The following is a 25,387-nucleotide window of genomic DNA, read 5'->3' on the forward strand; positions in this document are numbered from 1 at the left end:
TCGAGCCGTGGCGCGACGGCATGAGCCGCTCGCCCAGGCCCCGAACGTCGCCTGCAAGATCTCCGGGCTGGGCATGGGTGACCACGACTGGACCACCGAGTCGATTCGCCCCTACGTGGAGCACGCGATCGAGGTCTTCGGCGTCGAGCGGTGCATGTTCGCCTCGAACTTCCCCGTCGACAGCCTCTTCTCCGGCTACGGCGAGATCTTCGACGCCTTCCGCGAGATCACCCGCGACTACTCGCGCGACGAGCGGCTGGCGCTGTTCCACGACAACGCCGAGAAGTTCTACCGGCTCTGATCTTGACCTCCACCGCACTGGAGGTTCGAGACTCGACGGGCCTCGGCGTCGCCCGGCCGTCCCGCTCCGACCGGTCGGCGGCGCCGGGGAACCCCCTCAGCGGCACCGCCCCACGGCGGCGTAGCAGGCGGAGCGCTCCGGGTGCTCGTCCGGCGGGCCCTCGGCGTTCCACTCGACGGTGAACACCACCCCGGGCTCGACCAGGTCGAAGTCCTCCAGCAGCGCCTCGATCTCGTCCCTGCTGCGCAGCGTCATCGGGTTGCGGCTGTCGTCGAAGAACGGGGCCGCGGCCCGCATCTCGGGAAGATCGCTGGTCAGGTGCGAGGTGACGAGGTAGGAGCCCGGCGCCATGCGGGCCCGGTAGTCGCTGAGCAGCCGCTGCGGGTCGGAGGCGTCGTTGACGTAGTGCAGCATCCCGACCATCAGCACCGCCGTGGGCTGCTCGAAGTCGAGGAGCCTGGTGGTGCCCGGGTGTTCCAGGATGCGGTGCGGGGCGCGGATGTCCTCGTGCAGGAACGCCGTGCGCGGATCGTCGGCGAGCATGCTGCGCGCGTGGGTCACCGCGACGGGGTCGTGGTCGACGTAGACGACGCGCGCCTCGGGATCGATGTCCTGCGCCACCTCGTGCACGTTGCCGACCGTGGGGACGCCCGACCCCAGGTCCAGGAACTGCCGAACGCCCTGGTCGAGGCAGAACCGCACCGCCCGGTGCAGGAACGCGCGGTTGGCCCGCGCCGCGTCGCTGAGGTACGGGAACACTTCCAGCGCCGCGTCCTGCGCCCGACGGTCGGCCTCGAAGTTGTGGGCGCCGCCGAGGGCGTAGTCGTAGATCCGCGCCACGCTGGGCTGGTTCCAGTCGATCTGCGAAGGAACCCAGTCCGGAACTCCCGCCACCGCTTCACCCCTCGCCGCGACTGCTGTTCGAGCAGCGGAGTATGGCACGCCGGATGGTCCCGGGACCACGGTTCAGCGGTCGACGATGGCGGTGATGATGAGGCCGTCCTCGGCGAGCCAGCGGCCGTTGAAGGAGGTCAGCGGGCTGCCCTGGGGGTCGTGGCCCTGCTTGAGGAGGCGGGCGTGGAACGTGCCGTCGGGGGAGAGGGTGAGCTCGGCCTCCTCGAAGTCGAGCCACTCGCGGGTCAGCGGGAACCAGGACTTGTAGACCGATTCCTTGGCGCTGAACAGGATCCGGTCCCAGTGCCTTCCCGCGGGCAGGCCGGCGAGCACGGCCTGCTCGGCGGGCAGGGACACCGCGTCGAGGACTCCGTCGGGCAGCGGCTCGTGCGGTTCGGCGTCGATGCCGATCGTGCGCACGTTCTTGTCCCACGCGACCGCGGCGGCCCGGTAGCCCGCGCAGTGCGTCATGCTGCCCACCACCCCGGGCGGCCAGCCCGGAGCGCCCCGCTCACCGGGCAGCAGCGGGCCGACGGGTGCACCGATCTCGGCCAGGGCGGTGCGGGCGCAGTGCCGCACCGTGGTGAATTCGCGGCGGCGCTTGTCGACCGCGCGGGCGATCACCGCGGTCTCCTCGGCGAACAGCCGCACCTCCGGCGGGTCGGTGAACAGCTCGTGCCGCGCGAGGTCGTCGGGCAGGATCTTCTCGAGCATCACGACTCCTCCGGGAACACCCGGCGCAGCAGCTCGTCGGGCAGGCCCCGGCGCTTCCACTCGCGCGGGTAGCCGATCGAGACCTCCTGGAAGCGAACCCCGTCGTAGAAGGTCGTGCGCGGGATGTGCAGGTGGCCGTAGATGACGGCCGCGGCGCGGTGGCGCAGGTGCCAGTCGGCGGTGTGCGTGGTGCCGCACCACTGCGCGAACTGCGGGTACCACAGCACGTCGGTGGGTTGGCGGACCAGCGGGTAGTGGTTGACCAGCACCGTCGGCAGGTCCGGATCGCAGTCGGCGAGCCGCTTCTCGCTGTAGTCCAGCCGGGCCCGGCACCACGCGTCGCGCGAGGGGTAGGGGTCGGGGTGCAGCAGGAACTCGTCGGTGCACACCACCCCGGAGTCGTGGGCGACGGCCAGCGCTTCCTCCTTGGTGGAGGTGCCCGCCGGGCGGAAGGTGTAGTCGTAGCCGACGAACAGCGGCGCGATCGTGACCGGACCGCCCCGGCCGGTCCACACCGGGAAGTCGTCCTCGGGCGTGACGACGCCGAGTTCGCGGCAGCGGCGCACCAGTTCGAGGTAGCGGGCCTCGCCGCGCAGCTGCAGCGGGTCCTGCTTCGGAGTCCACAGCTCGTGGTTGCCGGGAACCCACACGACCTTCTCGAAGCGCCCGGCCAGCATCTCCAGAGTCCCGGTGATGTCGTCGGAGAGCTCCCCGACGTCCCCGGCGACCAGCAGCCAGTCGTGGTCGGAACCGGGGCGGAGCTCGCGCGCAATGTCCTTGTTCTCGCCCGCAGCGACGTGCAGATCGCTGACGGCCAGCAGTTCACCAGAACCCATGATCTCCCCAGCCTACCCACCCAAAACCAGCACATCACCAGCATTGATGTGCTAAAGGCGGGCGGTGCCCGGTGCCGGGAGCGACACCGGGCACCGGGCCCTCAGGCGTCCAGGCGGGCGGCGATGTGCTCCGGGAAGGGCACCGAGCGGCCCTGCGCGCCGTCGACGTGCAGGGCGACGATCTCCTCGGTGGCGACCACGGTGCCGTCCACGGTCATCTCGTGGGCGACCCGCAGCTTCTTCGCTCCGCGCTCGACGATGCTGGTCGTCACCACCATCTCCGCGTCCGGCCCGACCTCGCGGAGGTACTTGATGTGGGCCTCGACGGTGTAGAGCGAGCAGCCGGACTCGGTGCGGTAGGCCTCGTCCATGCCGGTGCGCTCCATGAGCGCGTCGGTGGCGAAGCCGAACACCAGCACGTAGTAGGCCTCGCTGAGGTGACCGTTGTAGTCGATCCACTCCGGCCGGACCTTCTGCCGGAACTCGCTCATCGCGTCCCCCGGACCTGCTGCATCGCGCGCATGACGGCGATGACCGCCTGATCCCGCTCGGCGACGAGCTCCGGGATGGGCCGGCCGCCGGAGGCCTCCTCGCAGCCGTCGACCATGCGATCGCGCAGCTCGGAGGTCAGCTCCGGCGCCTCCAGGCGGGTCCACGGCGCCTTCAGCGACGGGCCGAAGTGGTCGAGCATGTGCGCCATGCCGCCCTCGCCGCCGGCGAGGTGGAAGGTCAGGCACGGGCCGAACAGCGGCCAGCGCAGGCCCGGTCCCTCGGTGATCGAGGCGTCGATCTGCTCGACCGTGGCCTCCCCGTTGGCGACCATGTGCAGCGCCTCGCGCCAGATCGCCTCCTGCAGGCGGTTGGCGATGAACCCGGGGACCTCGCGGTCCATCGTGATCACCGACTTGCCGGCGACCTCGAAGAACTCCGAGGCCCACCGCACGGCCCAGTCCTCGGTGCTCTCGCCGCCGACGACCTCGACCAGCGGGATGAGATAGGGCGGGTTGAACGGGTGGCCGACCACCAGGCGCTGCGGGGTGGGGCAGCGGTCCTGCATCTCGGTCATGGTGAAACCCGAGGTCGACGAGCTGATCACCACACCGGCCGGGGTGGCGGCGTCGATCCGGGCGAGCAGGTCGCGCTTGAGGTCGAGGTCCTCGGGCGCGCTCTCCTGCACGAACTCCGCCTCGGCGACGGCGTCCTCCAGGGTGGCGGCGACGGTGAGGTTCTCGCGCGAGGCTCCCTCGGCGAGGCCGAGCTCGGTCAGCGCGGGCCAGGCGAGTTCGACCAGCCGGTGCAGCTTCTCGGCGGCGTCGTCGGCCGGGTCCCAGGCGGTGACCCGGTAGCCGCGCGCCAGGAAGTGCGCGACCCAGCCGCCGCCGATGACGCCCGCGCCGATGCAGGCGACGTGGCCGACCTCGGCCGGTGCGATCGTGGATTCGGTCATGTCAGGACCTCCGCTTCAGGCCGAGCTTCTCGCGCGCCTGGTCCGGGGTGGCGACCTTGGCGCCGAGGGCCTCGACGATCGTCACCGCGCGCTCCACCAGCTGGGCGTTGGTGGCCTTCACCCCGCGGCTGAGGTAGAGGTTGTCCTCCAGCCCGACGCGGACCTGGCCGCCGAGGATCGCCGACTGGGCGACCCAGGGCATCTGGTTGCGGCCGATGGCGAAGCTCGCCCAGTTCGCGCCTTCGGGCAGCATGTTCACCATCGACTGCAGCACGCCCGGGTCGGCCGGAGCGCCGTAGGGGATGCCCATGCACAGCTGGAACAGCGGCGGGGCGTCGATGAGGCCTTCCTCGATCATCTTGGTGGCGAACCACAGCTGACCGGTGTCGAAGATCTCCAGCTCCGGCTTCACGCCGAGCTCCTGGATGCGCTTGGCGCCGGCGCGCAGCATGTCCGGGGTGGAGATGTAGAGCTGGCTGCCCTCGCCGAAGTTCAGCGAACCGCAGTCCATCGTGCAGATGTCCGGCAGCAGCTCCTCGACGTGCGGCAGCCGCTCCAGGCCGTTGACCAGGTCGGTTCCGTCGACCGGCTTGAGCGGGTCGTCCTGGTCGATGACCAGGTCGCCGCCCATGCCCGCGGTGAGGTTGATGATGACGTCCACACCGGACTCGCGGACCCGCCGCACCGTCTCCCGGTACAGCTCGACGTCGCGAGACCCCTTGCCGTCGTCGATGTTGCGCACGTGGATGTGCACGACGGCGGCCCCCGCGTTGGCGGCTTCCACGGCCGAGCGGGCGATCTGCTCCGGGGTCACCGGCACGTGCTCGCTCTTGCCGACGGTGTCACCGGCGCCGGTGAGCGCCGCGGTGATGATCACTTCGTTGTTCAACGCGATTCCTTTCTCGAACCACCAGGGGTTTTCCAGGGTTTTCCGGGCAGCGCGCAGCGCGCCGGACACGCGGGTGCCGACGACTGCGGGAATGCGGGTGAGTGCGGGTTAGTGCCGGACGATGTCTCGGTTGACGTAGTCGTGCAGGACCTGGCGCATGCGCTCGACCGAGCGGCCGGGTCTGTCGGTGAGGACCTGGATGCCGAGGCCGTCGATGAGCGCGGTCAGCGACAGGGCGAGGTCGTCGGGGTCGGTGTCGGCGACGAACACGCCCTGCTGCTGGCCCTCGCGGATGGTGCGGGCGATGGTGTCGTGCCAGCGGGTGTAGGAATCCGAGTGCAGCACACCCATCTTCGGGTTGCGGGCGCTCTCGTTCCACACCTGCAACCAGATGGACCACTCCAGCCGCAGCAGCCCGGGTTTGGGCAGTTGCAGCTCGACGAGCCGCAGCAGGCGCTCGTGGGCGTCGTCGATGCTGTGCAGCTCGGCGACCTGCCGGTCGAAGGCCTGCCGCACCGAGTGCCGCAGCGCCTCGGTGAGCAGGTCGTCGCGACCGGGGAAGTGGTAGTGGATGGTGGCGGCGCTGACGCCGCACTGCTGGGCGACGTCGGAGACGCGCACGGCGTGGTAGCCGCGCTCGGCGATGAGGTGCCAGGCGGCGTCGAGGATCTGCTGGTGCCGTCCGGCTTCCTGCGCGTCGCCGGTGCGGGAGAGCACGGCGGAGCGCTGCGGTGCGGCGGCGACCGTTTCGGCCTCGTCGCTGCCGTTGATCAGCCAGTTCACCGTCACGTTGCCGGTCTCGGCGATGCGGGTGAGCTCGGCGGGGGTGAAGCGCCGGGTGCCGGCCAGCGACTTGGACAGCTTGGTGGCGTCCAGGCCGATCTGCTCGGCGAACGCCCGCTGGCTGCCCGGGTGCGCTCGCAGCACCTCGCGCACTCGGTCGCGCAGCGCCGACTCCGTGTCCTCCACGAGCCACACGCTAACAGTGCATTGCGACAATCGCAACGGTCGGGGGTCATCGCAACGCCACCTCGGGGGAGGCAGCCCGACGACGGCAGGCGATAAGTGGCTATTTACCTGGGGATATGTGGTTCGGCTCTTGACGATCGCCGGAGGTGGCTTCAAGGTGTACGCCGTTGCGCAACTGACTCATCAGTAGAATCGCAACGCAATCGGCTCCGCTGCCCGGCCGCGGACAACACCGCGGGCCGCTGCGGCGCGGACGCCGACGTGACGCCGCACGGCCGGCGCGAACCGGCCCCGACACTGTGGAGGTGCTTCCGTCATCCCTGCGACAGGCGGAAAAGTTCGGATCGACAGACGGATCTTCGGTTTCTCGGTGCTGCTCGTGGCCGCCATCTGCGTTCCGGTGATGATCGCCCCGGAACGCGGTCAGCAGGCCCTCGACGCCCTGCTCAGCGTGCTCACCGGGAAGTTCGGATGGGTGTATCTCTGGTTCGCCGCCGCGGTCGCGGCCTTCCTCGGGTGGCTGGCGCTGAGCCGCTACGGCCGGGTGAAGTTCGGCGGACGCGACGACAAACCAGAGTTCTCCACGCACAGCTGGCTGGCCATGATCTTCACCTCCGGCATCGGCGGCGGGATCATCTACTGGGGCGTGATCGAGTGGTCCTACTACTACGTCGATCCGCCGAGGCACCTCCAGCCCCGCAGCGTCGAGGCCGCCGACTGGGCCGCGACCTACCCGCTGTTCCACTGGGGTTTCACCGCGTGGGGCCTGTTCTGCTTACCGGCGCTGGCCCTGGCCTACGTCTACCACGTGCGCAAGCAGCGGACCCTGCGGCTCAGCGACGCCTGCCGCGGGATCATCGGTGACCGGGCCGACGGCTGGCTGGGCCGGCTCATCGACGTGCTGTTCATCTTCGGCCTGATCGGCGCCGCGGGAACCTCGCTGGGCCTGGAGGTCCCGCTGGTGTCCGAGGGCATCGCCGCGATGACCCCGCTGGAGAAGGGCACCCCGCTCAACATCGGCATCGTCCTGGTGTGGACGGCGCTGTTCGGCGTGAGCGTGTTCCTGGGCATGCAGAAGGGGCTCAAGCGCCTCGCCGACGTCAACGTGTGGCTGGCGCTCGCGCTGGGCGTGTTCATCCTGGTGGTGGGCCCGACGGTGTTCCTCGTCGACACCTTCACCCAGAGCTTCGGCATCCTGCTGCAGAACTTCGTCGAGATGAGCTTCTACACCGACCCGGTGGGCCAGTCGGGCTTCGAGGAGACCTGGACGATCTTCTACTGGGGCTGGTGGATCGCCTACGCCCCGTTCGTCGGCCTGTTCACCGCGAAGATCTCCAAGGGGCGCACGATCCGCGGCATGATCGGCGCGATGTGCCTGGCCGGCAGCGCCGGGTGCTGGCTGGCGTTCATGCTGCTGGGCAACACGTCGCTGTGGATGGAGATCAACAAGATCGTACCGGTGGCCGACATCGTGCAGAACCAGGGCGACACGGCCGGCATCATCGCCACCCTGGCCCACCTGCCGCTCGGCTCGATCGCCGTGGTGGCGTTCCTGCTGCTGATGGTGGTCTTCCTGGCCACGACCCTGGACTCCTCGGCCTACACGATGGCCGCCACCGCCTCGAAGGACCTGCCGCAGGACGCCGAACCGGCCCGCTGGCACCGCGTGTTCTGGGCGATCGTGCTCGCCGCGGTCTCGGTGATCCTGATGTACACCGGCGGCCTGGAAGCGCTGCAAACCCTGTCCATCATCACCGCCTTCCCACTCATCTTCGTCCTGATCCTCGTCGCCCTCTCCCTGGCCAAGTGGCTCCGAGAGGACTTCGGCACCAACAACTCCCAACCCCCGCTGGTGGTCGACGAGCCGCGTGCGGAAGAACCCGAGAAAGAACCCGCGACGACCTGACCTCACCCACCGAATCGGGGCCGACTCCCACCCGGAGCCGGCCCCGATCCGCTCGTCGGCGACTCCCCGTGACCGGGGGTGGGACAGTTTTCATGAAAACTGTCCTGTTGATCACGACGGGAGGTTTTCATGAAAACTGTCCTCTCGAAACGGGACAGAGGCTCCCAAAACCCTCGGTTTCCCTCGGGGTGAGGGAAGTTTTCATGAAAACTGTCCTGTTCGTGGGGTGGGGAAGTTTTCATGAAAACTGTCGTCGCTCCGACACGCGGGTGTGTGTTGGGGTGGGCTGGGGGCGTTGGGGGAGGGAGAATCCCGGGTCATGATCGAGACCGCCGTGGATTCGACCTCGCTGCTCCGTGCGCTCGCCGAAGTGGGGGTGCAGGCCGACGCCTCGACGCGACGGCGTGCCGAGTACGCCTACGACGCGTCCAACTACCGCGTCGTGCCCGTGGCCGTGGTGTTCCCGCGCAGTCCCGACGACGTCGTGGCCGCCGTGCGGGTGTGCCGCGAGACCGGGACGCCGATCATCGCTCGGGGTGGTGGCACGTCGATGGCGGGCAACGCCGTGGGCCCCGGTCTGGTGCTGGACTTCTCGCGGTACATGAACCGGGTGCGGGCCATCGACGAGGAGGCCGCGACCGTCGACGTCGAACCCGGTGTGGTGCTCGCCGACCTGTCGGCCGCCGTGGAACGCGCCACCGAGGGGCGGCGGACGTTCGCGCCCGACCCGTCGTCGAAGAACCGGGCCACCGTCGGCGGGGCGATCGGCAACGACGCGTGCGGCAACCACTCCGTGCGCTACGGCCGGACCTCCGACCACGTCGCCGAGATCGACCTGGTGACCTCCGACGGCGCGCGGCTGACCGCCACCGAGACCGAGCTGCGCGCCACCGACCCCGCCGACGCGGCCTCGGCCGCGCGAGCCGAGGAGCTGACCGCGTCGCTGACGCGCCTGGCGCAGGAGCACTTGAGCGCGCTGCGGCTCGAACTCGGCCGCATTCCCCGCCAGGTGTCGGGCTACCACCTCGAAAACCTGCTGCCCGAGCGCAAGTTCAACATCGCGCGGGCCGTCGTGGGTTCCGAGGGGACGTGGGCGGTGGTGGTCGGGGCGCGCATGAAGCTGGTGCCGAAACCGGCCAGCGCGTTGTTGGTCTGCCTCGGCTACCGCGACGTCGTCGACGCGGCGCGTGACGTCACCACGATCCTGGAGTTCTCCCCGGCGGCGGTCGAGGGCACCGACGCCGCGATCGTGGCCACCATGCGCCACCGGCGCGGTCCCGACGCCGTGCTGGGACTGCCCGACGGGCAGGCGTGGCTGTTCGTCGACCTCGACGGCGACGACCCGGAGTCGGTCAGCGCCCAGGCCGACCGGCTGCTGGAACGGCTCGGTGACAACGGCCGTCTCGTGCAGGGCCGCAAGGCCGCCGACCCCGCCGAACGCGCCTCGCTGTGGCGGGTCCGCGAGGACGGCGCGGGCCTGTCCTCCCGGCTGGCCTCCGGCGGCGAGTCCTGGCCCGGCTGGGAGGACGCGGCCGTGGCGCCCGAGCGGCTGGCCGACTACCTCGCCGACCTGCGCGAGCTGCTCGACTCGCACGGGCTCACCGGTGTCATGTACGGGCACTTCGGGGCCGGGTGCATGCACATCCGCATCACCTACGACCTGCGCACCGAGCAGGGCCGGGCGGTGTTCCGCGAGTTCACCCGCCAGGCCGCCGAACTCGTCGTCCACCACGGCGGGTCGCTGTCCGGCGAGCACGGCGACGGCCGCGCGCGGTCGGAGATGCTGGCGATCATGTACTCGCCGGAGGTGATGGCCGCCTTCGCCGAGTCCCGCCGCATCTGGGACACCGTCGGCATCCTCAACCCCGGCTCCATGACCGACCCCGACCCGATCGACGCCCACCTCGCGCTGGCCGGGGTGCCCGAGCGGGAGTGGCGCACCAGCTTCGAGCTGAGCCCGACCTCCGGCCGCGACCCGTGGGTGCACGCGGTGCAGGGCTGCATCGGCGTCGGCCGCTGCCGGGCCGACGGCGGTGGGGTGATGTGCCCGAGCTACCGCGCCACCCGCGACGAGAAGGACTCCACGCGCGGGCGCGCCCGCGTCCTGCAGGAAGTCGTGCGCGGCGCCCGCACCGTCGAGGAGGGCTGGAAGTCCGAGGAGGCGCGGGAGGTGCTGGACCTGTGCCTGTCGTGCAAGGCCTGCGCCACCGACTGCCCGGCCGGGGTCGACATGGCGACCTACAAGTCGGAGTTCTACGACCACTACTACCGCCGGCGCCTGCGCCCCCGTTCGCACTACTCGCTGGGCTGGCTGCCGCGCTGGCTCAAGGTCACCGGCAGGGTGTCCGGCGTGGTCAACGCCGTGCTGGCGAGTCGACTGGGCAAGGCGATCTCGGCCGCCGGCGGGCTCACCACGAAACGCGCCCTGCCGCGCTTCGCCGACGCGGGGGAGTGGCGGAAGGAGGTCGCCGACGCCGGGGCCGAGGGCTCGGTGGTGCTGTTCGTCGACACCTTCACCCGGGGTTTCCGGCCCGAAGTGGCCGGTGCCGCCTCCCGGGTGCTGGGCGATGCGGGCGAGTTGGTGGCCTGCTCGGCCGACGCCTGCTGCGGCCTGACCTGGATCTCCACCGGTCAGCTGAGCACCGCCAAGCGCAAGCTCGCCCACGCGGCCCGGGCGCTCGACGACGGCACCGACCGGCCGATCGTCGTCGTCGAACCCAGCTGCGCGGCCGCGCTGCGCAAGGACCTGCCCGAACTCGTCCACACCGACCAGGCCCGCAGGGTGGCCACGCGCGTGCGCAGCTTCGCCACCCACGTCGCCGACCGCGTCTCGGCGGGCTGGACGCCGTCCCCGGCGCGACCACCGCGGAAGGCCGTGCTGCAGACGCACTGCCACGAGCACTCGGTGTTCGGCGCCGCCGCCCAGCGCACGGCGCTGCGGGCCGCCGGGGTCGAGGAGATCGTCGACGCGACCGGGTGCTGCGGCGTGGCGGGCAACTTCGGCTTCGAAGCCGAGCACTACGAGGTGAGCATGCAGGTCGCCGAGAACGCGCTGGCCCCTGCCCTGCGCGAATCCGGTTCCGATGCCACGGTGCTCACCGACGGCTTCTCCTGCGCCAGGCAGGTTGACCAGCTCGACCCCACCCGCCCCGGACAGCACCTCGCGCAGGTGCTCGACCCGGGCCACCACCGCTGAGAGATTGGACGAAACCCATGCGCACGGTTCCGCTCGGAACGACCGGCACCCAGGTCCCGAACGTCGTCGCCGGGATGATGCGGATCGCCGACAAGACCGATGAGCAGATCCGCGAGCTCTACACCACCGCCCGCGAGGCCGGCATCGACTTCTTCGACCACGCCGACCTCTACGGGTTCCGGCACCCGGGTGGCGGCACGCACTTCTGCGAACGCCGCTTCAGCGAGGCCCTGGGCCTGAGCAGCGCGGACCGGGACGAGATCACGCTGCAGACCAAGACCAGCATCGTCGACGGCGAGCACTGGCACTACGACTCCTCCTACGAGCACATCGTGTCGTCGGTGGAGGAGTCGCTGCGCGCGCTGGGCACCGACCGCATCGACGTGCTGCTGCTGCACCGCCCCGACGCGCTGATCGAGCCGGAGGAGGTGGCGCGGGCCTTCGACGAGCTCGAATCCTCCGGCAAGGTGCGCGGTTTCGGTGTCTCCAACTACACGCCGCGCCAGATCGACCTGCTCAAGACCGCCGTGCGCCAGCCCATCGTGACCAACCAGGTGCAGCTGTCGGTGACGCACTCGACGATCGTCGCCCAGGGCGTGGCGGCGAACATGGCCGAGGACGACGCGGTGACCCGCGACGGCGGTGGCCTCGTCGAGTACTCGCGCATCAACCGGATCACGCTGCAGGCGTGGTCGCCGTTCCAGAAGGGCGGCGGGCAGGGCGGGGTGTTCCTCGGTGACGCGGAGTACCCGGACCTCAACGCGATGCTGGACAAGCTCGCGGCCAAGTACGGGGTCACGCCGATGGCCATCGCCACGGCCTGGATCACCCGCCACCCGGCGGGAATGCAGGTCGTTTTGGGTACCACCACCCCGCAGCGCGTCACCGACGCCGCGGCCGGATCGGACATCCACCTGACCCGCTCGGAGTGGTACGGGCTCCTCCAGGCCGCAGGTCACCGCGTCCCGTGATCCGGGGCGGTCGGCCGGGCGGTGTCGACCGGCGCCGCCCGGCCCACCACCCGTTCTGGACCCGCGGTGTCCGCACGGCTTGACTCGGGGGAGAGCACCCGGCCGCCGCAGGGAGGGACCCGATGTCCGAGCAGCGCACCTTCTCCATCGCCGCCATCCCCGCCGACGGCGTGGGCACCGAGGTCGTGGCCGCCGGGCGGGCCGTGCTGGACGCGCTGGCGGCCGGCTCGGGCGGGCGGTTTGCCTTCGAGTGGACCGAATTCCCCTGGGGCTGCGGGTATTACGAGAAGACCGGCCGCATGATGGCCGAGGACGGGCTGGAGACGCTGCGGGACTTCGACGCCCTGTACTTCGGGGCCGTCGGCTGGCCGTCGGTGCCCGACCACATCAGCCTGTGGGGGCTGCGGCTGCGGATCTGCCAAACTTCGACCAGTGGGCCAACGTGCGTCCCGTGCACTTCCACCCGGGCATCACCTCGCCGCTGCGCAAGGCCGACGACACCCCGCTGGACTGGGTCGTGGTGCGCGAGAACAGCGAGGGCGAGTACGCGGGCCTGGGCGGGCGCAACCTCGCCGGTCGCGGGCCCGGCAACGAGATGGCGCTGCAGACCTCGCTGTTCACCGAGAAGGGCTGCGAGCGCATCATGCGCTTCGCCTTCGACCTCGCCCGGCAGCGCGACCGCAAGAAGGTCTCCTCGGTCACCAAGAGCAACGCCCAGCAGTACGGGATGGTGCTGTGGGACGAGGTCTTCCAGCGGGTGGCCGCCGACTACCCGGACGTGGAGACCGAGAGCGTGCTGGTCGACGCGATGTCGGCGAAGTTCGTGCTGCACCCCGAAGACCTGTCGGTCGTGGTGGCCTCGAACCTCAACGCCGACATCCTCTCCGACCTCGGCTCCGCCCTGGCGGGCAGTCTCGGCCTGGCGGCGAGCGCGAACCTCAACCCGGACCGCCGGTTCCCGTCGATGTTCGAGCCGGTCCACGGCTCGGCCCCCGACATCGCAGGTCAGGGCCTGGCCAACCCGATCGGTGCGATCGGCAGCGCCGCGCTCATGCTCGACCACTTCGGGCTCGCCGACGAGGCCACCCGGGTTCGCGAGGCCATCGAGGCGACCACCGCCGCGGGTCTGCTCACCCCCGACGTCGGCGGCACCGCCAGGACCGGCCAGGTCGTCGAGTCGGTCCTGGCCCACCTCTGAACGATCAGCGCAGCGCCGGGGCGAGCCAGCGCTGCAGGTAGGCGCGCAGTTCCGGGCCCGACCGGGGCGGGTCGCCGGGGTCGAGGACCAGCGATTGCAGCGTGCGCAGCAGGTGCTCGACGAGTTCGCGCCGCTGCCGGGAGTCCCAGCCCCGGGCCTCCCAGTCGATGCCGAACTCGGTGATGAGGTCGCGGCCGATCTCGATCGAGGCCGAGGAGGTCAGGTTCGCGACGGTGCCGCTCATCCGGCCGGGCGCCAGCAGTCGGTTGAGCGCCGGGTCGTCGCGCAGGTGCTCGAAGACGTAGGCCACGACCTCGACGGCGGCATCGCCCGCGTCACCGCCGGTGGCGGCCAGGTGGGTGCGCACGTGCTCGACCAGATCGGCGGTCAGGTCCGCGACGGCCTGGTTCGCCGCCGCGTTGAGCAGCCCCTCGGTGGTGGGGAAGTAGCGGTACACGGTCTGGCGGGTGATGCCGACCCGCTCGGCGACCTCGGCGGTGCTGGTCGTGCCCGCCTCGGCCAGGCGTTCCCGGGTCGCGGTGAGGATCCGGGAACGCGCCTCCGAGGCGTCGGCCGGGGGCGAACCGGCCCATCCGTGCGCGCGCATACCTGCAGTATCCCATTCCATACACTTTTCAAAATCTGTATGGTCCTGGGGTATGGCGAATCCGCTGCCCTCAGGTTTCGACTTCACCGACCCCGACCTCAACCTCGCCGGAATCCCGCACGAAGAGTTCGCCGCCCTGCGCCGGACCGCGCCGATCTGCTGGGTCGAGCAGACGCCGGAGGCGCGCGCCGGCATGTCGGAGGAGTCCGGCACCGGCTACTGGGCCCTGACCAAGCACGCCGACGTCGCCGCGGTCTCCCGCAACACCAAGGTGTTCAGCAGCCACGAGAACGCCGTGATCATCCGCAACCCGGAGACCGCCACCCGCGAATCGGTGGAACCGTCCAAGGTCGTCATCATCAACCAGGACGCTCCCGAGCACACCCAGCTCCGCAAGATCATCAGCCGGGGTTTCACCCCGCGCGCCATCGGTGCTCTGGAGGAGGCGCTGGAGGAGCGGGCGCGCCGGATCGTCCGCGAGGCCGTCGACACCGGTGGCGGCAACTTCGTCGACCAGATCGCCTCGCAGTTCCCGCTGGAGGTCATCGGCGACATGCTCGGCATCCCCGCCGAGGACCGCCGCAAGATCTTCGACTGGACCAACCAGATGACCGGCGCCGAAGACCCGGACCTGGCCCGCGAGGACAACGATCCCGTGGCCGCGGCCGCCGAAGTGCTCATGTACTCGATGGGTCTGGCCGCCGAGCGGCGCGAGAACCCGCGCGACGACATCGTCACCAAGCTCGTCAACGCCGACGTCGACGGGCGCGGGCTCACCGACGACGAGTTCGGCTTCTTCGTCATCGCCCTGGCCGTCGCGGGCAACGAGACCACCCGCAACGCCACCTCGCACGGCATGAACGCCTTCTTCGAGCACCCCGAGCAGTGGGAGCTGTGGAAGCGGGAGCGCCCGGCGACGATGATGGACGAGGTGATCCGCTGGGCCACCCCGGTCACCTCCTTCCAGCGCACCGCCTTGGAGGACGTCGAGGTGGGCGGCGTGGAGATCAAGCGCGGTCAGCGCGTGGGGTTGTTCTACGCCAGCGCCAACCACGACGACGAGGTCTTCACCGACCCGTTCACCTTCGACATCACCCGAGACCCCAACCCGCACTTGGCCTTCGGCGGCCACGGCGCCCACTACTGCATCGGCGCCAACCTCGCCCGCATGGAAGTCCGCCAGATCTTCGACGCCGTCGCCGACATGGCCCCCGACCTGCACCGCACGGGAGAACCCCAACGCCTCCGCTCAGGCTGGCTCAACGGCATCAAAGACCTCCCCGTCCAGTACGCCTGACCCAGCGGAACGTTCCTCGCGCCCCTCCGACGCCTCCGGCGCGTCGGGACGGGGCGCGTGGTCCGGTGGGGTTCGTTGCTCACCAGGGGACAGTTTTAGTGAAAACTGTCGGGGTGTGGTGTCTGAAATGTCCGGACAGTTTTCACTAAAACTGTCCCCTGCCCACGAACGCACCTCACCTGACCCGTCGAAGACTCCGGGTTTCAGCCCTGGGAGTGCTGGTAGGCGAGGAAGGCGTCGAGGGTGGCTGTGCGGTGGCGGCGGGCGGCGAGCTCGATGTCGAGGGGGTCGGCGCCGGATTCGATGAGGTCGATCAGGGCGTCGTGCTCGGCTACGGACTGGACCGCGCGGCCGGGGACGAAGCTGAAGGTGGAGTTGCGCAGCATCCGCAGCCGGCCCCAGCCGCGGTGCACCAGGTCGATGAGGTGGGCGTTGGGGCAGTGCAGGAACAGCGCCGAGTGGAACTCCTCGTTGAGCTCGGTGAACCGGCGCGGGTCGAAGTGCTCGAGGGTGTCGCGCATCCGGCCGTTGATGGCGCGCGCCTTGGCCAGATCGGCCGCGGTGAGCAGGGGTGCGGAGAAACCCGTCGCGGCGCCCTCGACGACCGCGAGGGTCTGCATCGTGGTCACGTACTCGTCCTCGTCGACCAGGGCGACCTGCGCTCCGACGTTCTTCTCGTAGGTGACCAGCCCCTCGGCCTCCAGCCTGCGGATGGCCTCGCGGACCGGCACGGTGCTCACGCCCAGCTCGGCGGCGAGCTGGCTGAGCACGAGCCGGTAGCCGGGGGTGAAGCGGTGCGAGACGATCCGGTCGCGGAGCCACTCGTAAGCCTGCTGGGACTTGCTGGTGGCGGCCGGTGCGTCGCTGGTCATGGTTCCCCGTTTCGGTGACGTGGCGGCTCATTCTGCCGGACGGGTGATCTGCTCCGGCGAAGCGCGGTGGTCATCCCGTTGTGATCGCATACGGCATCATATACGATCCTGCGTCATGACGACCGATGCCGTTCGTTCTCCGGCTGACGGCCTCGCACACCACCCGCTCGTCGGGCGGCCGGGCAAGGTCATCGCGCTGCACCTCAACTACCCGTCCCGCATCGCCCAGCGGGGACGTGCGCCCGCCAAGCCGTCCTACTTCCTCAAGCCCGTCACCTCGCTGGCCGCCGACGGCGGCAGCGTGGAGCGCCCGCCGGGAGTCGAGCTGCTGGCGTTCGAGGGCGAGATCGCGCTGGTCATCGGGCGCACCGCGCGGCGGGTGTCCCGGGAGGACGCCTGGGCGCACGTCTCGGCCGTCACCGCCGCCAACGACCTCGGCGTCTACGACCTGCGCGCCGCCGACAAGGGCTCCAACCTTCGTTCCAAGGGCGGCGACGGGTTCACCCCGCTGGGCCCCGAACTGCTCCCGGCCGCCGAGCTCGACCCGGCGGGACTGCGGGTGCGGACCTGGGTCAACGGCGAGCAGGTCCAGGACGACAGCTCGGGCACCGTGGTGTTCCCGTTCGCCGAGCTCGTCTCGGACCTCTCCCAGCTGATCACCCTCGAACCCGGCGACGTCGTGCTCACCGGCACCCCGGCGGGATCCTCGGTGGTCGGGCCCGGTGACGTGGTCGAGGTCGAGGTGGACGAGCCCGGCAGCGGACGCAGCACCGGCCGGCTACGCACGAGAGTCACCGAAGGTGCCGAGCCGCTGCCGGAGTTCAGCGCGCAGCCGGCCGTCGACGACCACCAGCGCGCCGAGGCCTGGGGCAGCCGCGAGGCGGCGGGACTCCCGGAACCGTTCGAGCTCACCGACGAGATCCGGGCCAAGCTGGAGAAGGTCGCGGTCGCGACGCTGTCGGCGCAGCTGCGCAAGCACGGCTACAACGAGCTGTCCATCGACGGCGTGCGCACCAACAAGCCGGGCAGCAAGCTCATCGGCCGCGCCCGCACGCTGCGGTTCGTGCCCGGCCGCGAGGACCTGTTCCGCAGCCACGGCGGCGGGTACAACGCGCAGAAGCGCACCTTCGACTCCCTCGGGCCCGGTGACGTGCTGGTCGTCGAGGCGCGCGGCGAGCGTGGCAGCGGCACCGTCGGCGACATCCTCGCGCTGCGCGCGCAGGTCCAGGGCGCCACCGGCATCGTCACCGACGGGGGAGTGCGCGATTACAGCGCCGTCGCCGAGCTGGAGATCCCGACGTTCTCGAACGGCCCGCACCCGGCGGTGCTCGGCCGCAAGCACGTGCCCTGGGACAACGACATCACCGTGGCCTGCGGCGGAGCCACCGTGCAGCCGGGCGACGTCATCGTCGGCGACGACGACGGGGTGCTGGTCATCCCGCCGCCGCTGCTCGATCAGATCCTCGACGCCGCGATCGAGCAGGAGGCCGAGGAGGAGTGGATCGCCGCCCGCGTCGCCGAAGGCGCGGCGGTCGACGGGCTCTACCCGCTGTCCGGCGAATGGCGCCGCCGCTACGAAGCCGAGCGAGCCGAGGAAGGGTCTCAATGAACCACGGTGCACCAACTGCAGTTCCACTCAACCGCACCTCAGGGGAACGTGACGCGACTCAGCCACAAGAAACCTCGGCGACCGCAGGGATTCCTCGAGGCGGGACCACCACTGAAAATCGCGGAGAGGCGGTACAGCGACGATGAGCAACTGGCGTACTCGCCCCGAGGCGTTGACCGGATCGATCGCGCCGGTGATCACGCCGTTCACCGACGACGGCGCGGTGGACCACGCGTCCCTGGCGAATCTGGTGAACTGGCAGCTCAAGCAGGGCTCCGACGGGGTCTCGATCGGCGGCTCCACCGGGGAGCCCAGCGCGCAGACCGTCGACGAGCGGGCCGAGGCCATCCGCACCGTGGTCAAGACCGTCGACGGCCGCGCCCCGGTCGTGCCGGGCACCGGCTCGGCGAAGCTCGACGAGACGATCGCGCTCACCGGCGCCGCGCACGACGCGGGCGTGGACGCGGCGCTGATCATCACGCCCTACTACGCGCGGCCCACCCAGGATGCGCTCTACGTCTGGTACAAGACGGTGGCCGAGGAGTACCCGGACCTGCCGATCATCGCCTATAACGTGCCGAGCCGGACCGCGGTGGAGATCGCCCCGGAGACGGTCGCCCGGCTGCACCGGGACGTGCCGAACTTCGTGGGCATCAAGGAGACCACCAAGGACTTCGAGCACTTCTCCCGCGTCATCAAGGCGGCGGGCCGGGACCTGCTGGTGTGGTCCGGGATCGAGCTGCTGTGCCTGCCGCTGCTGGCGCTCGGCGGCACCGGGTTCGTCAGCGCCACCGCCAACATCGCGCCCGCGGCCACGAAGAGGATGTACGAGGCGTTCCACGCCGGGCGGATGGACGAGGCGCTCGACATCCACTACGGCCTGCACCCGCTGGTCGACCTGATCTTCGTGGAGACCAACCCGGCACCGGTCAAGTGGGTGCTCTCCGAGCGCGGCCTGATCCGTTCCGGGCACGTGCGGCCGCCGCTGATCACGCCGACCGACGCCGGCAAGGACAAGATCCGCGCGCTGCTGGCCGAGGGCGCCGAGCACCTATCGCCGGTCGAGGACACCGACACGATCTCTGGAGGGAACTGAACTCATGCAGCACGTTCCGGAGAACCTGCCCAAGCGCATCCAGCACTACATCGGCGGCGAGTTCGTCGACAGCCTCGACGGCGACACCTTCGAAGTCCTCGACCCGGTGTCCAACCAGAACTACCTGGAGGCCTCGGCGGGCAAGCAGGCCGACATCGACCGGGCGGTCGCGGTCGCCAAGAAGGCCTTCGACGAGGGGCCGTGGCCGGGGATGCTGCCGCGCGAGCGAGCCCGGATCCTCAACCGGATCGCCGACATCGTCGAGACCCGCAACGAGCGGCTGGCCGAGCTGGAGACCTTCGACACCGGCCTGCCGATCACCCAGGCGCTCGGGCAGGCGAAGCGGGCGGCCGAGAACTTCCGGTTCTTCGCCGACCTCATCGTCGCCCAGGCCGATGACACCTACAAGGTGCCCGGCAAGCAGGTCAACTACGTCAACCGCAAGCCCAAGGGCGTGGCCGGGCTGATCACGCCGTGGAACACGCCGTTCATGCTGGAGAGCTGGAAGTTGGCCCCCGCCTTGGCCTCCGGGTGCACGGTGGTGCTCAAGCCGGCCGAGTTCACGCCGCTGTCGGCGGGGCTGTGGCCGGAGATCTTCCGCGAGGCCGGAGTGCCCGACGGGGTGTTCAACATCGTCAACGGCATCGGCGAGGAAGCCGGGGACGCGCTGGTCAAGCACCGCGACGTGCGGCTGATCTCGTTCACCGGCGAATCCGCCACCGGCAGCCTGATCTTCGCCAACGCCGCGCCGACGCTCAAGGGCCTGTCGATGGAGCTCGGCGGCAAGAGCCCGGCCGTGGTGTTCGCCGACGCCGACTTGGACGCGGCGATCGACTCGACGGTGTTCGGGGTGTTCTCGCTCAACGGCGAGCGCTGCACCGCGGGCAGCCGAATCCTGGTGGAGCGGCCGATCTACGACGAGTTCGTGCGCCGTTACGTCGAGCGCGCGAAGAACGTCAAGGTCGGCGACCCGCACGACCCGGCCACCGAGGTCGGCGCGCTGGTGCACCCGGAGCACCACGCGAAGGTCACCGAGTACATCGAGATCGGCAAGACCGAGGCGACCCTCGCCGCCGGGGGCGGGCGGCCCGAGGGCCTGGAATCGGGCAACTACGTGCAGCCCACGGTGTTCATCGACGTGCCGCCCACGGCGCGGATCTTCCAGGAGGAGATCTTCGGCCCGGTCGTGGCGATCACCCCGTTCGACAGCGACGAGGAGGCCGTGCGGCTGGCCAACGACGTCAAGTACGGGCTCGCGGCGTACGTGTGGACCTCGAACCTGGAACGCGCGCACAACGTCGGGCAGCGCATCGACGCCGGCATGGTCTGGCTGAACTCGCACAACGTCCGCGACCTGCGCACCCCGTTCGGCGGTGTCAAGGCCTCCGGCCTGGGCCACGAGGGCGGGTACCGGTCGCTGGACTTCTACTCCGACCAGCAGGCGATGCACATCTCGCTGGCCCCCGTGCACACCCCGAAGTTCGGTGCCTGACGCCCCACGCATGCGAAGGAGCTCTCAACGATGAGTGCCACCACCCCTCCGGACATCGTGCGCTGCGCCTACCTGGACCTGGTCGTCACCGACCTGGCCAGGGCGCGGGAGTTCTACGTCGACGTGCTCGGTCTGGTCGTCACCGAGGAGGACGACGAGACGATCCACCTGCGGACCCTCGAGGAGTTCATCCACCACAACCTCGTCCTGCGCAAGGGGCCGGTGGCCGCGGCGGCGGCCTTCGCCTACCGGGTGCGCACGCCCGAGGACGTCGACCGGGCCGAGGAGTGGTTCGCCGCGCGCGGCTGCCGCACCGAACGCCGCAAGGAGGGCTTCGTCAAGGGCATCGGGGATTCCGTCCGGGTGACCGACCCGCTCGGCTTCCCGTACGAGTTCTTCTACGAGGTCGAGCACGTCGAGCGGCTGGCGTGGCGCTACGACCTCCACACCCCGGGCGCGCTGGTGCGGCTGGATCACTTCAACCAGGTCACCCCCGACGTGCCCAAGGGCCGGGAATACCTGGAGGACTTGGGTTTCCGGGTCACCGAGGACATCTGCGACGACGAGGGCACCACCTACGCGGCGTGGCTGCGGCGCAAGGACACCGTGCACGACACCGCCCTGACCGGGGGTGACGGACCCCGGCTGCACCACATCGCCTTCGCCACGCACGAGAAGCACAACGTGCTGTCGATCTGCGACAAGCTCGGCGCCCTGCGCATGTCGGACGTCATCGAGCGCGGGCCCGGCAGGCACGGCGTGTCCAACGCCTTCTACCTCTACATCCGCGACCCCGACGGGCACCGGGTGGAGATCTACACCCAGGACTACTACACCGGCGACCCGGACAACCCGACGGTGACCTGGGACGTCCACGACAACCAGCGCCGCGACTGGTGGGGCAACCCGGTGGTGCCGTCCTGGTACACCGAGGCCTCCCCGGTCCTGGACCTCGACGGCAACCCGCAGCCGCTCGAGGAGCGCACCGACAGCAGCGAAATGGCCGTCACCGTCGGGGCCGACGGCTTCTCCTACACCCGCAAGGGAGACGAGGAGCAGGGCTTCAAGTTGGGGTCTTCGCTCTGAGGTGACGGTTTTAGCCAAAACTGTCCATGATCGAAGTCCGTTTTGTTCGGTCAATTATGGCTAAAACCGTCCACTGCAGAGCTCACGATGACGTGAGGAGCAATCGTGCAGTTCCACCACCACGGCTACGTCTCCGGTGATCCCCGCGTCCAACCGGCCGCCGGGACCGGCATCGACCGCCCGGCGGAGCTCCCCGACGAGGTCGACGTGCTCATCGTGGGCAGCGGCCCCGCCGGCATGATCGCCGCCGCGCAGCTCGCCCAGTTCCCGAACATCGTCACCCGCGTGGTCGAACGCCGCGGCGGGCGGCTGGAGATCGGGCAGGCCGACGGCATCCAGGCGCGCAGCGTGGAGACCTTCCAGGCGTTCGGGTTCGCCAACCGGATCATCGAGGAGGCCTACCGGATCACCGAGATGTGCTTCTGGGGGCCCGATCCCGAGCACCCGGAGAACATCGTCCGGACCTCCCGCGCCCCCGACGACCCGACGGGGATCAGCGAGTTCCCGCACCTGATCGTCAACCAGGCCCGGGTGCTCGACTACTTCGCCGAGGCCGCCCGCAACGCGCCCGCCCGCCTGGAACCGGACTACGGCTGGGAGTTCGTCACCCTCGACGTCGCCGAGCGGGGCGAGCACCCGGTCGCCGTCGCGCTGCGGCGCGAGGGCGAGCAGCGGACCGTTCGCGCGAAGTACGTGATCGGCTGCGACGGGGCGCGCAGCCGGGTGCGCGAGGCGATCGGCCGGGAACTGGTCGGCGACCAGGCCAATCACGCCTGGGGCGTGATGGACGTGCTGGCCGAGACCGACTTCCCCGACATCCGCACCAAGTGCGCCATCCAGTCCCACGACGGCGGCAGCATCCTGCACATCCCGCGCGAGGGCAACCACCTGTTCCGGATGTACGTCGACCTCGGCGAGGTCTCCGCCGACGACCACGGCAAGGTCCGCGAGACCACGCAGGAGGAGGTGGAGGCCCGCGCCAACCGCATCCTGCACCCCTACACGCTGACCGTGAAGCACGTGGGCTGGCGCAGCGTCTACGAGGTCGGGCACCGGCTGGCCGACAAGTTCGACGACGTCCCGGCCGAGCTGGTGGGCACCCGCACGCCGCGGGTGTTCATCACCGGCGACGCCTGCCACACCCACAGCGCCAAGGCCGGCCAGGGCATGAACGTGTCCATCCAGGACGGCTGGAACATCGCCTGGAAGCTGGGGCACGTCCTCGACGGCCGCGCCCCGGAGTCGCTGCTGGACACCTACTCGGCCGAGCGGCAGGTCATCGCCCAGAACCTGATCGACTTCGACCGCGAGTGGTCGAGCATGATGGCCGCCAAACCGGAGGAACTGGGCGATCCGACGGCCCTGGCGGACTTCTACGTCAAGACCGCCGAGTTCCCGGCCGGGCTGATGACGCGCTACGAGCCGTCGCTGATCACCGGCGAGACCGCGCACCAGGGCCGGGCTTCCGGGTTCCCGATCGGCAAGCGCTTCAAGTCCCACCCGGTCATCCGGGTGTGCGACGCGAACCCGGTGCACCTCGGACACCACCACCGGGCCGACGGCCGCTGGCGGATCTACGTCTTCGCCGACCGACCCGCTCCCGGAAGTCCTTCTCGGACAGCTGATTTCGCCGAGTGGATCATCACCTCGCCGCAGTCGCCGGTGGTGGCCCACACGCCCGAGGGACTCGACGTGGACGCCTGGTTCGACGTGAAGGTGATCTACCAGCAGGACCACGCCGAGTTCGACCTCGGCTCGGTCCCGCGCGCCTTCCTGCCGAAGGTCGGCCCGTACCAGTGCGTCGACTACGAGAAGGTCTACGCCACCGACCCGGCTGACGACGTCTTCGACGCCCGCGGCATCGACCGCGACGGCGCCCTCGTCGTCGTCCGCCCCGACCACTACGTCTCCCACGTGCTGCCGCTGGAGGACACCGACGAGCTGGCGGCGTTCTTCGACCGGATCATGGGCGCCTCCAGCCGAGTGGCGGTCTGAACGCACCGTTCGGTCTGCCAGGGTCGGCCGTCGTGGGGATTCCAGACGCGGGAGTGCGCACCGACTCGTTCCGACGACTGCTGGCGGCCTGGGGCGCGTCCTCGGTCGGCGACGGGGTGCTCACGGCGGCGTTGCCGCTGTTCACCGCCGTGAGCACGCGCGATCCCGTGTCCGTGTCGGTGGTGGCGGTCGCCTCCGTCCTGCCGTGGCTGCTGGTGGCCCTGCCCGCCGGGGCCCTGGTGGATCGCTGGCCGCCGCGCGCGGTGCTGATCGGCAGCCTCGTGATGCGGGCCGCGCTCACCCCGGCGCTGGCCGCGCTGATCGCGGCCGGTGCCGCCGGGGTGGCGGTGCTGGCCGGATGCGCGTTCCTGCTCAGCAGCGCGGAGACGTTCTCCGACTCGGCGGGCCAGACGCTGCTGGTCACCCTCGCCGGGACGGACCTGGAGCGGGCCAACGGGCGCGTGGTCAGCACCGAGACCACGGGTGTCGAGATCGCGGGTCCCCTGGCTGCGGCCGGGCTGTTCGCCTGGCGGCCGGAATTCTGCTTCCTGGCAGTGGGTTTCGCCTTCGCCGCCGCGGCGATCCTGGCCTCGGCGGTGACCGCCCACGGACCGGTTCCGCGCGAACCGACCGATCTGCGCACGGAGGTGTTCGAAGGGTTGCGGTTCCTCGTGCACCAGCCCTCGCTGCGGACCGTGGTGGGCGTGGTCGGGCTGACCGCGCTGGTCACCAGCGGGGTCAACGCCGTCGCCTTCCTGCACGCGATCGAATCGCTGCACCTGCCCGCGGCGTCGGTGCCCACGCTCCTCGTCTGTACCGCCGTCGGCACGCTCGCCGCCGCACCGCTCGCGTCCCGCGCGTCCCAGCGGTGGGGGAGCGGACCGGTCATGATCACCGCCCTGATTGTGCTGGCGGCGGGGATCGCGACCCTGGCCGTCGGAACCGCGCAGTGGGCGGCATGGCTGGCCTACCTCGTCATGGGACTCGGCGCGGGCGCCTGGAACGTCCTGTCGGCGGCCAACCGCCAGCGCCTGACGCCCCGCCCGCTCATGGGACGCGTCACCAGCGCCCACCGCGTGCTGGCCTGGGGCCTGATGCCCCTCGGCGCCGCCCTGGCAGGACCGCTGGCCGAAGCCACCTCGCTGCGCGCGGTCCTGATGGGCGCGGCGGTGCTCGTCGCGGCCATCACCCTGCTCGCGGCTCCCCGGTTGCGCGGGTTGGTGCGGAGCTAGAACACGGGTGGCCGGGCGGTTTTTCCGCTCGGCCACCCGTGCGTGGCGGGGTCAGGAAGCCGTGTTGAGGCCTCGGGAGATGAGGTCCATGACCGAGGAGTCGGCCAGGGTGGTGACGTCGCCGACTTCCCGGTTCTCGGCGACGTCGCGGAGCAGGCGGCGCATGATCTTGCCGGAGCGGGTCTTGGGCAGCTCCGGGACGACCATGATCTGCCGGGGCTTGGCGATCGGTCCGATCTCCGACGAGACGTGGTTGCGCAGCTCGGCGAGCGCCGCCTCGCCACCTGCCCCATCCCCGGCGCTGCCGCGCAGGATCACGAACGCGACGATGCCCTGTCCCGTGGTCGGGTCGCTGGCGCCCACCACTGCCGCCTCGGCGACGTTCGGGTGCGACACCAGCGCGGACTCGACCTCGGCCGTCGAGATCCGGTGCCCCGACACGTTCATCACGTCGTCCACCCGCCCGAGCAGCCAGAGATCGCCGTCGGCGTCGTGCTTCGCCCCGTCGCCAGCGAAGTAGAAGCCCTGGTCGGCGAACCGCGACCAGTAGGTGTCCTTGAACCGCTCCGGATCGCCCCAGATGCCGCGCAGCATGGAGGGCCACGGCTTGTCCAGGACCAGCAATCCGCTGTCGACTTCCTCGCCCTGCTCGTCGACGACCTTGGCCGAGACACCGGGCAGCGGGGTCTGGGCCGAGCCCGGTTTGGTGGCGGTGACGCCGGGCAGGGGGGAGATCATGATGGCGCCGGTTTCGGTTTGCCACCAGGTGTCGACGATGGG

21 protein-coding genes and 1 pseudogene are annotated in these 25,387 nt (G+C 70.4%); 12 read left to right on the forward strand and 10 right to left on the reverse strand.

The window, feature by feature from the left end:
* Positions 1-7 precede the first annotated feature (7 nt).
* Positions 8-301, forward strand: coding sequence for an amidohydrolase family protein (locus BM424_RS29545; RefSeq protein WP_245776010.1), 294 nt, complete (start codon positions 8-10; stop codon positions 299-301).
* Between the two features lie 96 nt (positions 302-397).
* Here BM424_RS29545 and BM424_RS20670 read toward each other — a convergent pair whose 3' ends face one another.
* The 7 genes from BM424_RS20670 to BM424_RS20700 form a co-directional block, all read right to left on the reverse strand.
* On the reverse strand, positions 398-1,195 hold the full coding sequence (locus BM424_RS20670) for an SAM-dependent methyltransferase (RefSeq protein WP_093420607.1): 798 nt from the start codon (positions 1,193-1,195) through the stop codon (positions 398-400).
* A gap of 72 nt (positions 1,196-1,267) precedes the next feature.
* Positions 1,268-1,909: a 4'-phosphopantetheinyl transferase family protein gene (locus BM424_RS20675; protein WP_093420610.1), complete on the reverse strand. Its 642-nt coding sequence runs from the start codon at positions 1,907-1,909 to the stop codon at positions 1,268-1,270.
* The gene (locus tag BM424_RS20680; RefSeq protein WP_093420613.1) at positions 1,909-2,745 is read right to left on the reverse strand and encodes a metallophosphoesterase family protein; all 837 of its coding nucleotides are present in this window, start codon (positions 2,743-2,745) and stop codon (positions 1,909-1,911) included. Before BM424_RS20680 ends, BM424_RS20675 begins: the two co-directional genes overlap by 1 nt.
* A 101-nt stretch (positions 2,746-2,846) precedes the next feature.
* Complete coding sequence (locus tag BM424_RS20685) at positions 2,847-3,236, reverse strand: thioesterase family protein (RefSeq protein WP_093420615.1); 390 nt, start codon at positions 3,234-3,236, stop codon at positions 2,847-2,849.
* Positions 3,233-4,192: a 3-hydroxyacyl-CoA dehydrogenase NAD-binding domain-containing protein gene (locus BM424_RS20690; protein ID WP_093420618.1), complete on the reverse strand. Its 960-nt coding sequence runs from the start codon at positions 4,190-4,192 to the stop codon at positions 3,233-3,235. Before BM424_RS20690 ends, BM424_RS20685 begins: the two co-directional genes overlap by 4 nt.
* A gap of 1 nt (position 4,193) precedes the next feature.
* On the reverse strand, positions 4,194-5,081 hold the full coding sequence (locus BM424_RS20695) for a beta-keto acid cleavage family enzyme (RefSeq protein WP_093420620.1): 888 nt from the start codon (positions 5,079-5,081) through the stop codon (positions 4,194-4,196).
* A 108-nt stretch (positions 5,082-5,189) separates the two neighbouring features.
* A complete protein-coding gene (locus tag BM424_RS20700; RefSeq protein ID WP_093420717.1) occupies positions 5,190-6,050 on the reverse strand; it encodes a TetR/AcrR family transcriptional regulator in 861 nt (286 codons plus the stop codon).
* Positions 6,051-6,405: 355 nt separating this feature from the next.
* On the opposite strand from BM424_RS20700, the gene BM424_RS20705 reads away from it, so the two are divergent.
* From BM424_RS20705 to BM424_RS20720, 4 genes and pseudogenes are all read left to right on the forward strand, one after another.
* Positions 6,406-7,956 carry a BCCT family transporter gene (locus BM424_RS20705; protein WP_281248788.1) on the forward strand — a complete coding sequence of 517 codons (1,551 nt, stop codon included), beginning with the start codon at positions 6,406-6,408 and terminating at the stop codon, positions 7,954-7,956.
* Between the two features lie 319 nt (positions 7,957-8,275).
* Positions 8,276-11,152 carry an FAD-binding and (Fe-S)-binding domain-containing protein gene (locus BM424_RS20710; RefSeq protein ID WP_093420625.1) on the forward strand — a complete coding sequence of 959 codons (2,877 nt, stop codon included), beginning with the start codon at positions 8,276-8,278 and terminating at the stop codon, positions 11,150-11,152.
* A gap of 17 nt (positions 11,153-11,169) precedes the next feature.
* Positions 11,170-12,123 (forward strand): aldo/keto reductase, encoded by a 954-nt coding sequence (locus BM424_RS20715; protein WP_093420628.1) that lies wholly within the window; start codon positions 11,170-11,172, stop codon positions 12,121-12,123.
* 122 nt (positions 12,124-12,245) lie between these two features.
* Positions 12,246-13,321, forward strand: a pseudogene (locus BM424_RS20720) (tartrate dehydrogenase).
* Positions 13,322-13,325: 4 nt separating this feature from the next.
* Here BM424_RS20720 and BM424_RS20725 read toward each other — a convergent pair.
* Positions 13,326-13,928 (reverse strand): TetR/AcrR family transcriptional regulator, encoded by a 603-nt coding sequence (locus tag BM424_RS20725; protein WP_093420630.1) that lies wholly within the window; start codon positions 13,926-13,928, stop codon positions 13,326-13,328.
* 52 nt (positions 13,929-13,980) lie between these two features.
* On the opposite strand from BM424_RS20725, the gene BM424_RS20730 reads away from it, so the two are divergent.
* Positions 13,981-15,225, forward strand: coding sequence for a cytochrome P450 (locus BM424_RS20730; protein ID WP_093420633.1), 1,245 nt, complete (start codon positions 13,981-13,983; stop codon positions 15,223-15,225).
* Between the two features lie 203 nt (positions 15,226-15,428).
* On the opposite strand, the gene BM424_RS20735 is transcribed toward BM424_RS20730, so the two are convergent.
* Positions 15,429-16,097 carry a GntR family transcriptional regulator gene (locus tag BM424_RS20735; protein ID WP_093420635.1) on the reverse strand — a complete coding sequence of 223 codons (669 nt, stop codon included), beginning with the start codon at positions 16,095-16,097 and terminating at the stop codon, positions 15,429-15,431.
* Between the two features lie 115 nt (positions 16,098-16,212).
* On the opposite strand from BM424_RS20735, the gene BM424_RS20740 reads away from it, so the two are divergent.
* The 6 genes from BM424_RS20740 to BM424_RS20765 all read left to right on the forward strand — a co-directional run bounded on the left by BM424_RS20740 (position 16,213) and on the right by BM424_RS20765 (position 24,607).
* Entirely contained in the window at positions 16,213-17,706 is a 1,494-nt protein-coding gene (locus BM424_RS20740) for a fumarylacetoacetate hydrolase family protein (protein WP_093420638.1), read from the forward strand.
* Positions 17,707-17,848: 142 nt separating this feature from the next.
* Positions 17,849-18,802 (forward strand): 4-hydroxy-tetrahydrodipicolinate synthase, encoded by a 954-nt coding sequence (gene dapA / locus BM424_RS20745; protein ID WP_093420640.1) that lies wholly within the window; start codon positions 17,849-17,851, stop codon positions 18,800-18,802.
* A gap of 4 nt (positions 18,803-18,806) precedes the next feature.
* Complete coding sequence (gene hpaE / locus BM424_RS20750) at positions 18,807-20,294, forward strand: 5-carboxymethyl-2-hydroxymuconate semialdehyde dehydrogenase (RefSeq protein ID WP_093420643.1); 1,488 nt, start codon at positions 18,807-18,809, stop codon at positions 20,292-20,294.
* Between the two features lie 30 nt (positions 20,295-20,324).
* Positions 20,325-21,380: a 3,4-dihydroxyphenylacetate 2,3-dioxygenase gene (gene hpaD, locus BM424_RS20755; protein ID WP_093420645.1), complete on the forward strand. Its 1,056-nt coding sequence runs from the start codon at positions 20,325-20,327 to the stop codon at positions 21,378-21,380.
* A 105-nt stretch (positions 21,381-21,485) separates the two neighbouring features.
* Positions 21,486-23,375 carry an FAD-binding monooxygenase gene (locus BM424_RS20760; RefSeq protein WP_093420647.1) on the forward strand — a complete coding sequence of 630 codons (1,890 nt, stop codon included), beginning with the start codon at positions 21,486-21,488 and terminating at the stop codon, positions 23,373-23,375.
* A 32-nt stretch (positions 23,376-23,407) separates the two neighbouring features.
* Positions 23,408-24,607, forward strand: coding sequence for an MFS transporter (locus BM424_RS20765; protein ID WP_175548193.1), 1,200 nt, complete (start codon positions 23,408-23,410; stop codon positions 24,605-24,607).
* A 51-nt stretch (positions 24,608-24,658) separates the two neighbouring features.
* Here the strand turns inward: BM424_RS20765 and BM424_RS20770 are convergent.
* Positions 24,659-25,387: AMP-binding enzyme (locus tag BM424_RS20770; protein ID WP_139274116.1), on the reverse strand; the 729-nt coding region annotated here is incomplete at its 5' end.

It is taken from the genome of Saccharopolyspora flava, assembly GCF_900116135.1.
Classification (GTDB): domain Bacteria; phylum Actinomycetota; class Actinomycetes; order Mycobacteriales; family Pseudonocardiaceae; genus Saccharopolyspora; species Saccharopolyspora flava.

Excerpts from the sequence above, each read along its gene's own strand:
- BM424_RS20675 (WP_093420610.1), bottom strand. The coding sequence starts at position 1,909 with ATGCTCGAGAAGATCCTGCCCGACGACCTCGCGCGGCACGAGCTGTTC.
- BM424_RS20680 (WP_093420613.1), bottom strand. The coding sequence starts at position 2,745 with ATGGGTTCTGGTGAACTGCTGGCCGTCAGCGATCTGCACGTCGCTGCG.
- BM424_RS20685 (WP_093420615.1), bottom strand. The coding sequence starts at position 3,236 with ATGAGCGAGTTCCGGCAGAAGGTCCGGCCGGAGTGGATCGACTACAAC.
- BM424_RS20690 (WP_093420618.1), bottom strand. The coding sequence starts at position 4,192 with ATGACCGAATCCACGATCGCACCGGCCGAGGTCGGCCACGTCGCCTGC.
- BM424_RS20710 (WP_093420625.1), top strand. The coding sequence starts at position 8,276 with ATGATCGAGACCGCCGTGGATTCGACCTCGCTGCTCCGTGCGCTCGCC.
- BM424_RS20715 (WP_093420628.1), top strand. The coding sequence starts at position 11,170 with ATGCGCACGGTTCCGCTCGGAACGACCGGCACCCAGGTCCCGAACGTC.
- BM424_RS20725 (WP_093420630.1), bottom strand. The coding sequence starts at position 13,928 with ATGCGCGCGCACGGATGGGCCGGTTCGCCCCCGGCCGACGCCTCGGAG.
- BM424_RS20730 (WP_093420633.1), top strand. The coding sequence starts at position 13,981 with ATGGCGAATCCGCTGCCCTCAGGTTTCGACTTCACCGACCCCGACCTC.
- BM424_RS20735 (WP_093420635.1), bottom strand. The coding sequence starts at position 16,097 with ATGACCAGCGACGCACCGGCCGCCACCAGCAAGTCCCAGCAGGCTTAC.
- BM424_RS20740 (WP_093420638.1), top strand. The coding sequence starts at position 16,213 with ATGACGACCGATGCCGTTCGTTCTCCGGCTGACGGCCTCGCACACCAC.
- dapA (WP_093420640.1), top strand. The coding sequence starts at position 17,849 with ATGAGCAACTGGCGTACTCGCCCCGAGGCGTTGACCGGATCGATCGCG.
- hpaE (WP_093420643.1), top strand. The coding sequence starts at position 18,807 with ATGCAGCACGTTCCGGAGAACCTGCCCAAGCGCATCCAGCACTACATC.
- hpaD (WP_093420645.1), top strand. The coding sequence starts at position 20,325 with ATGAGTGCCACCACCCCTCCGGACATCGTGCGCTGCGCCTACCTGGAC.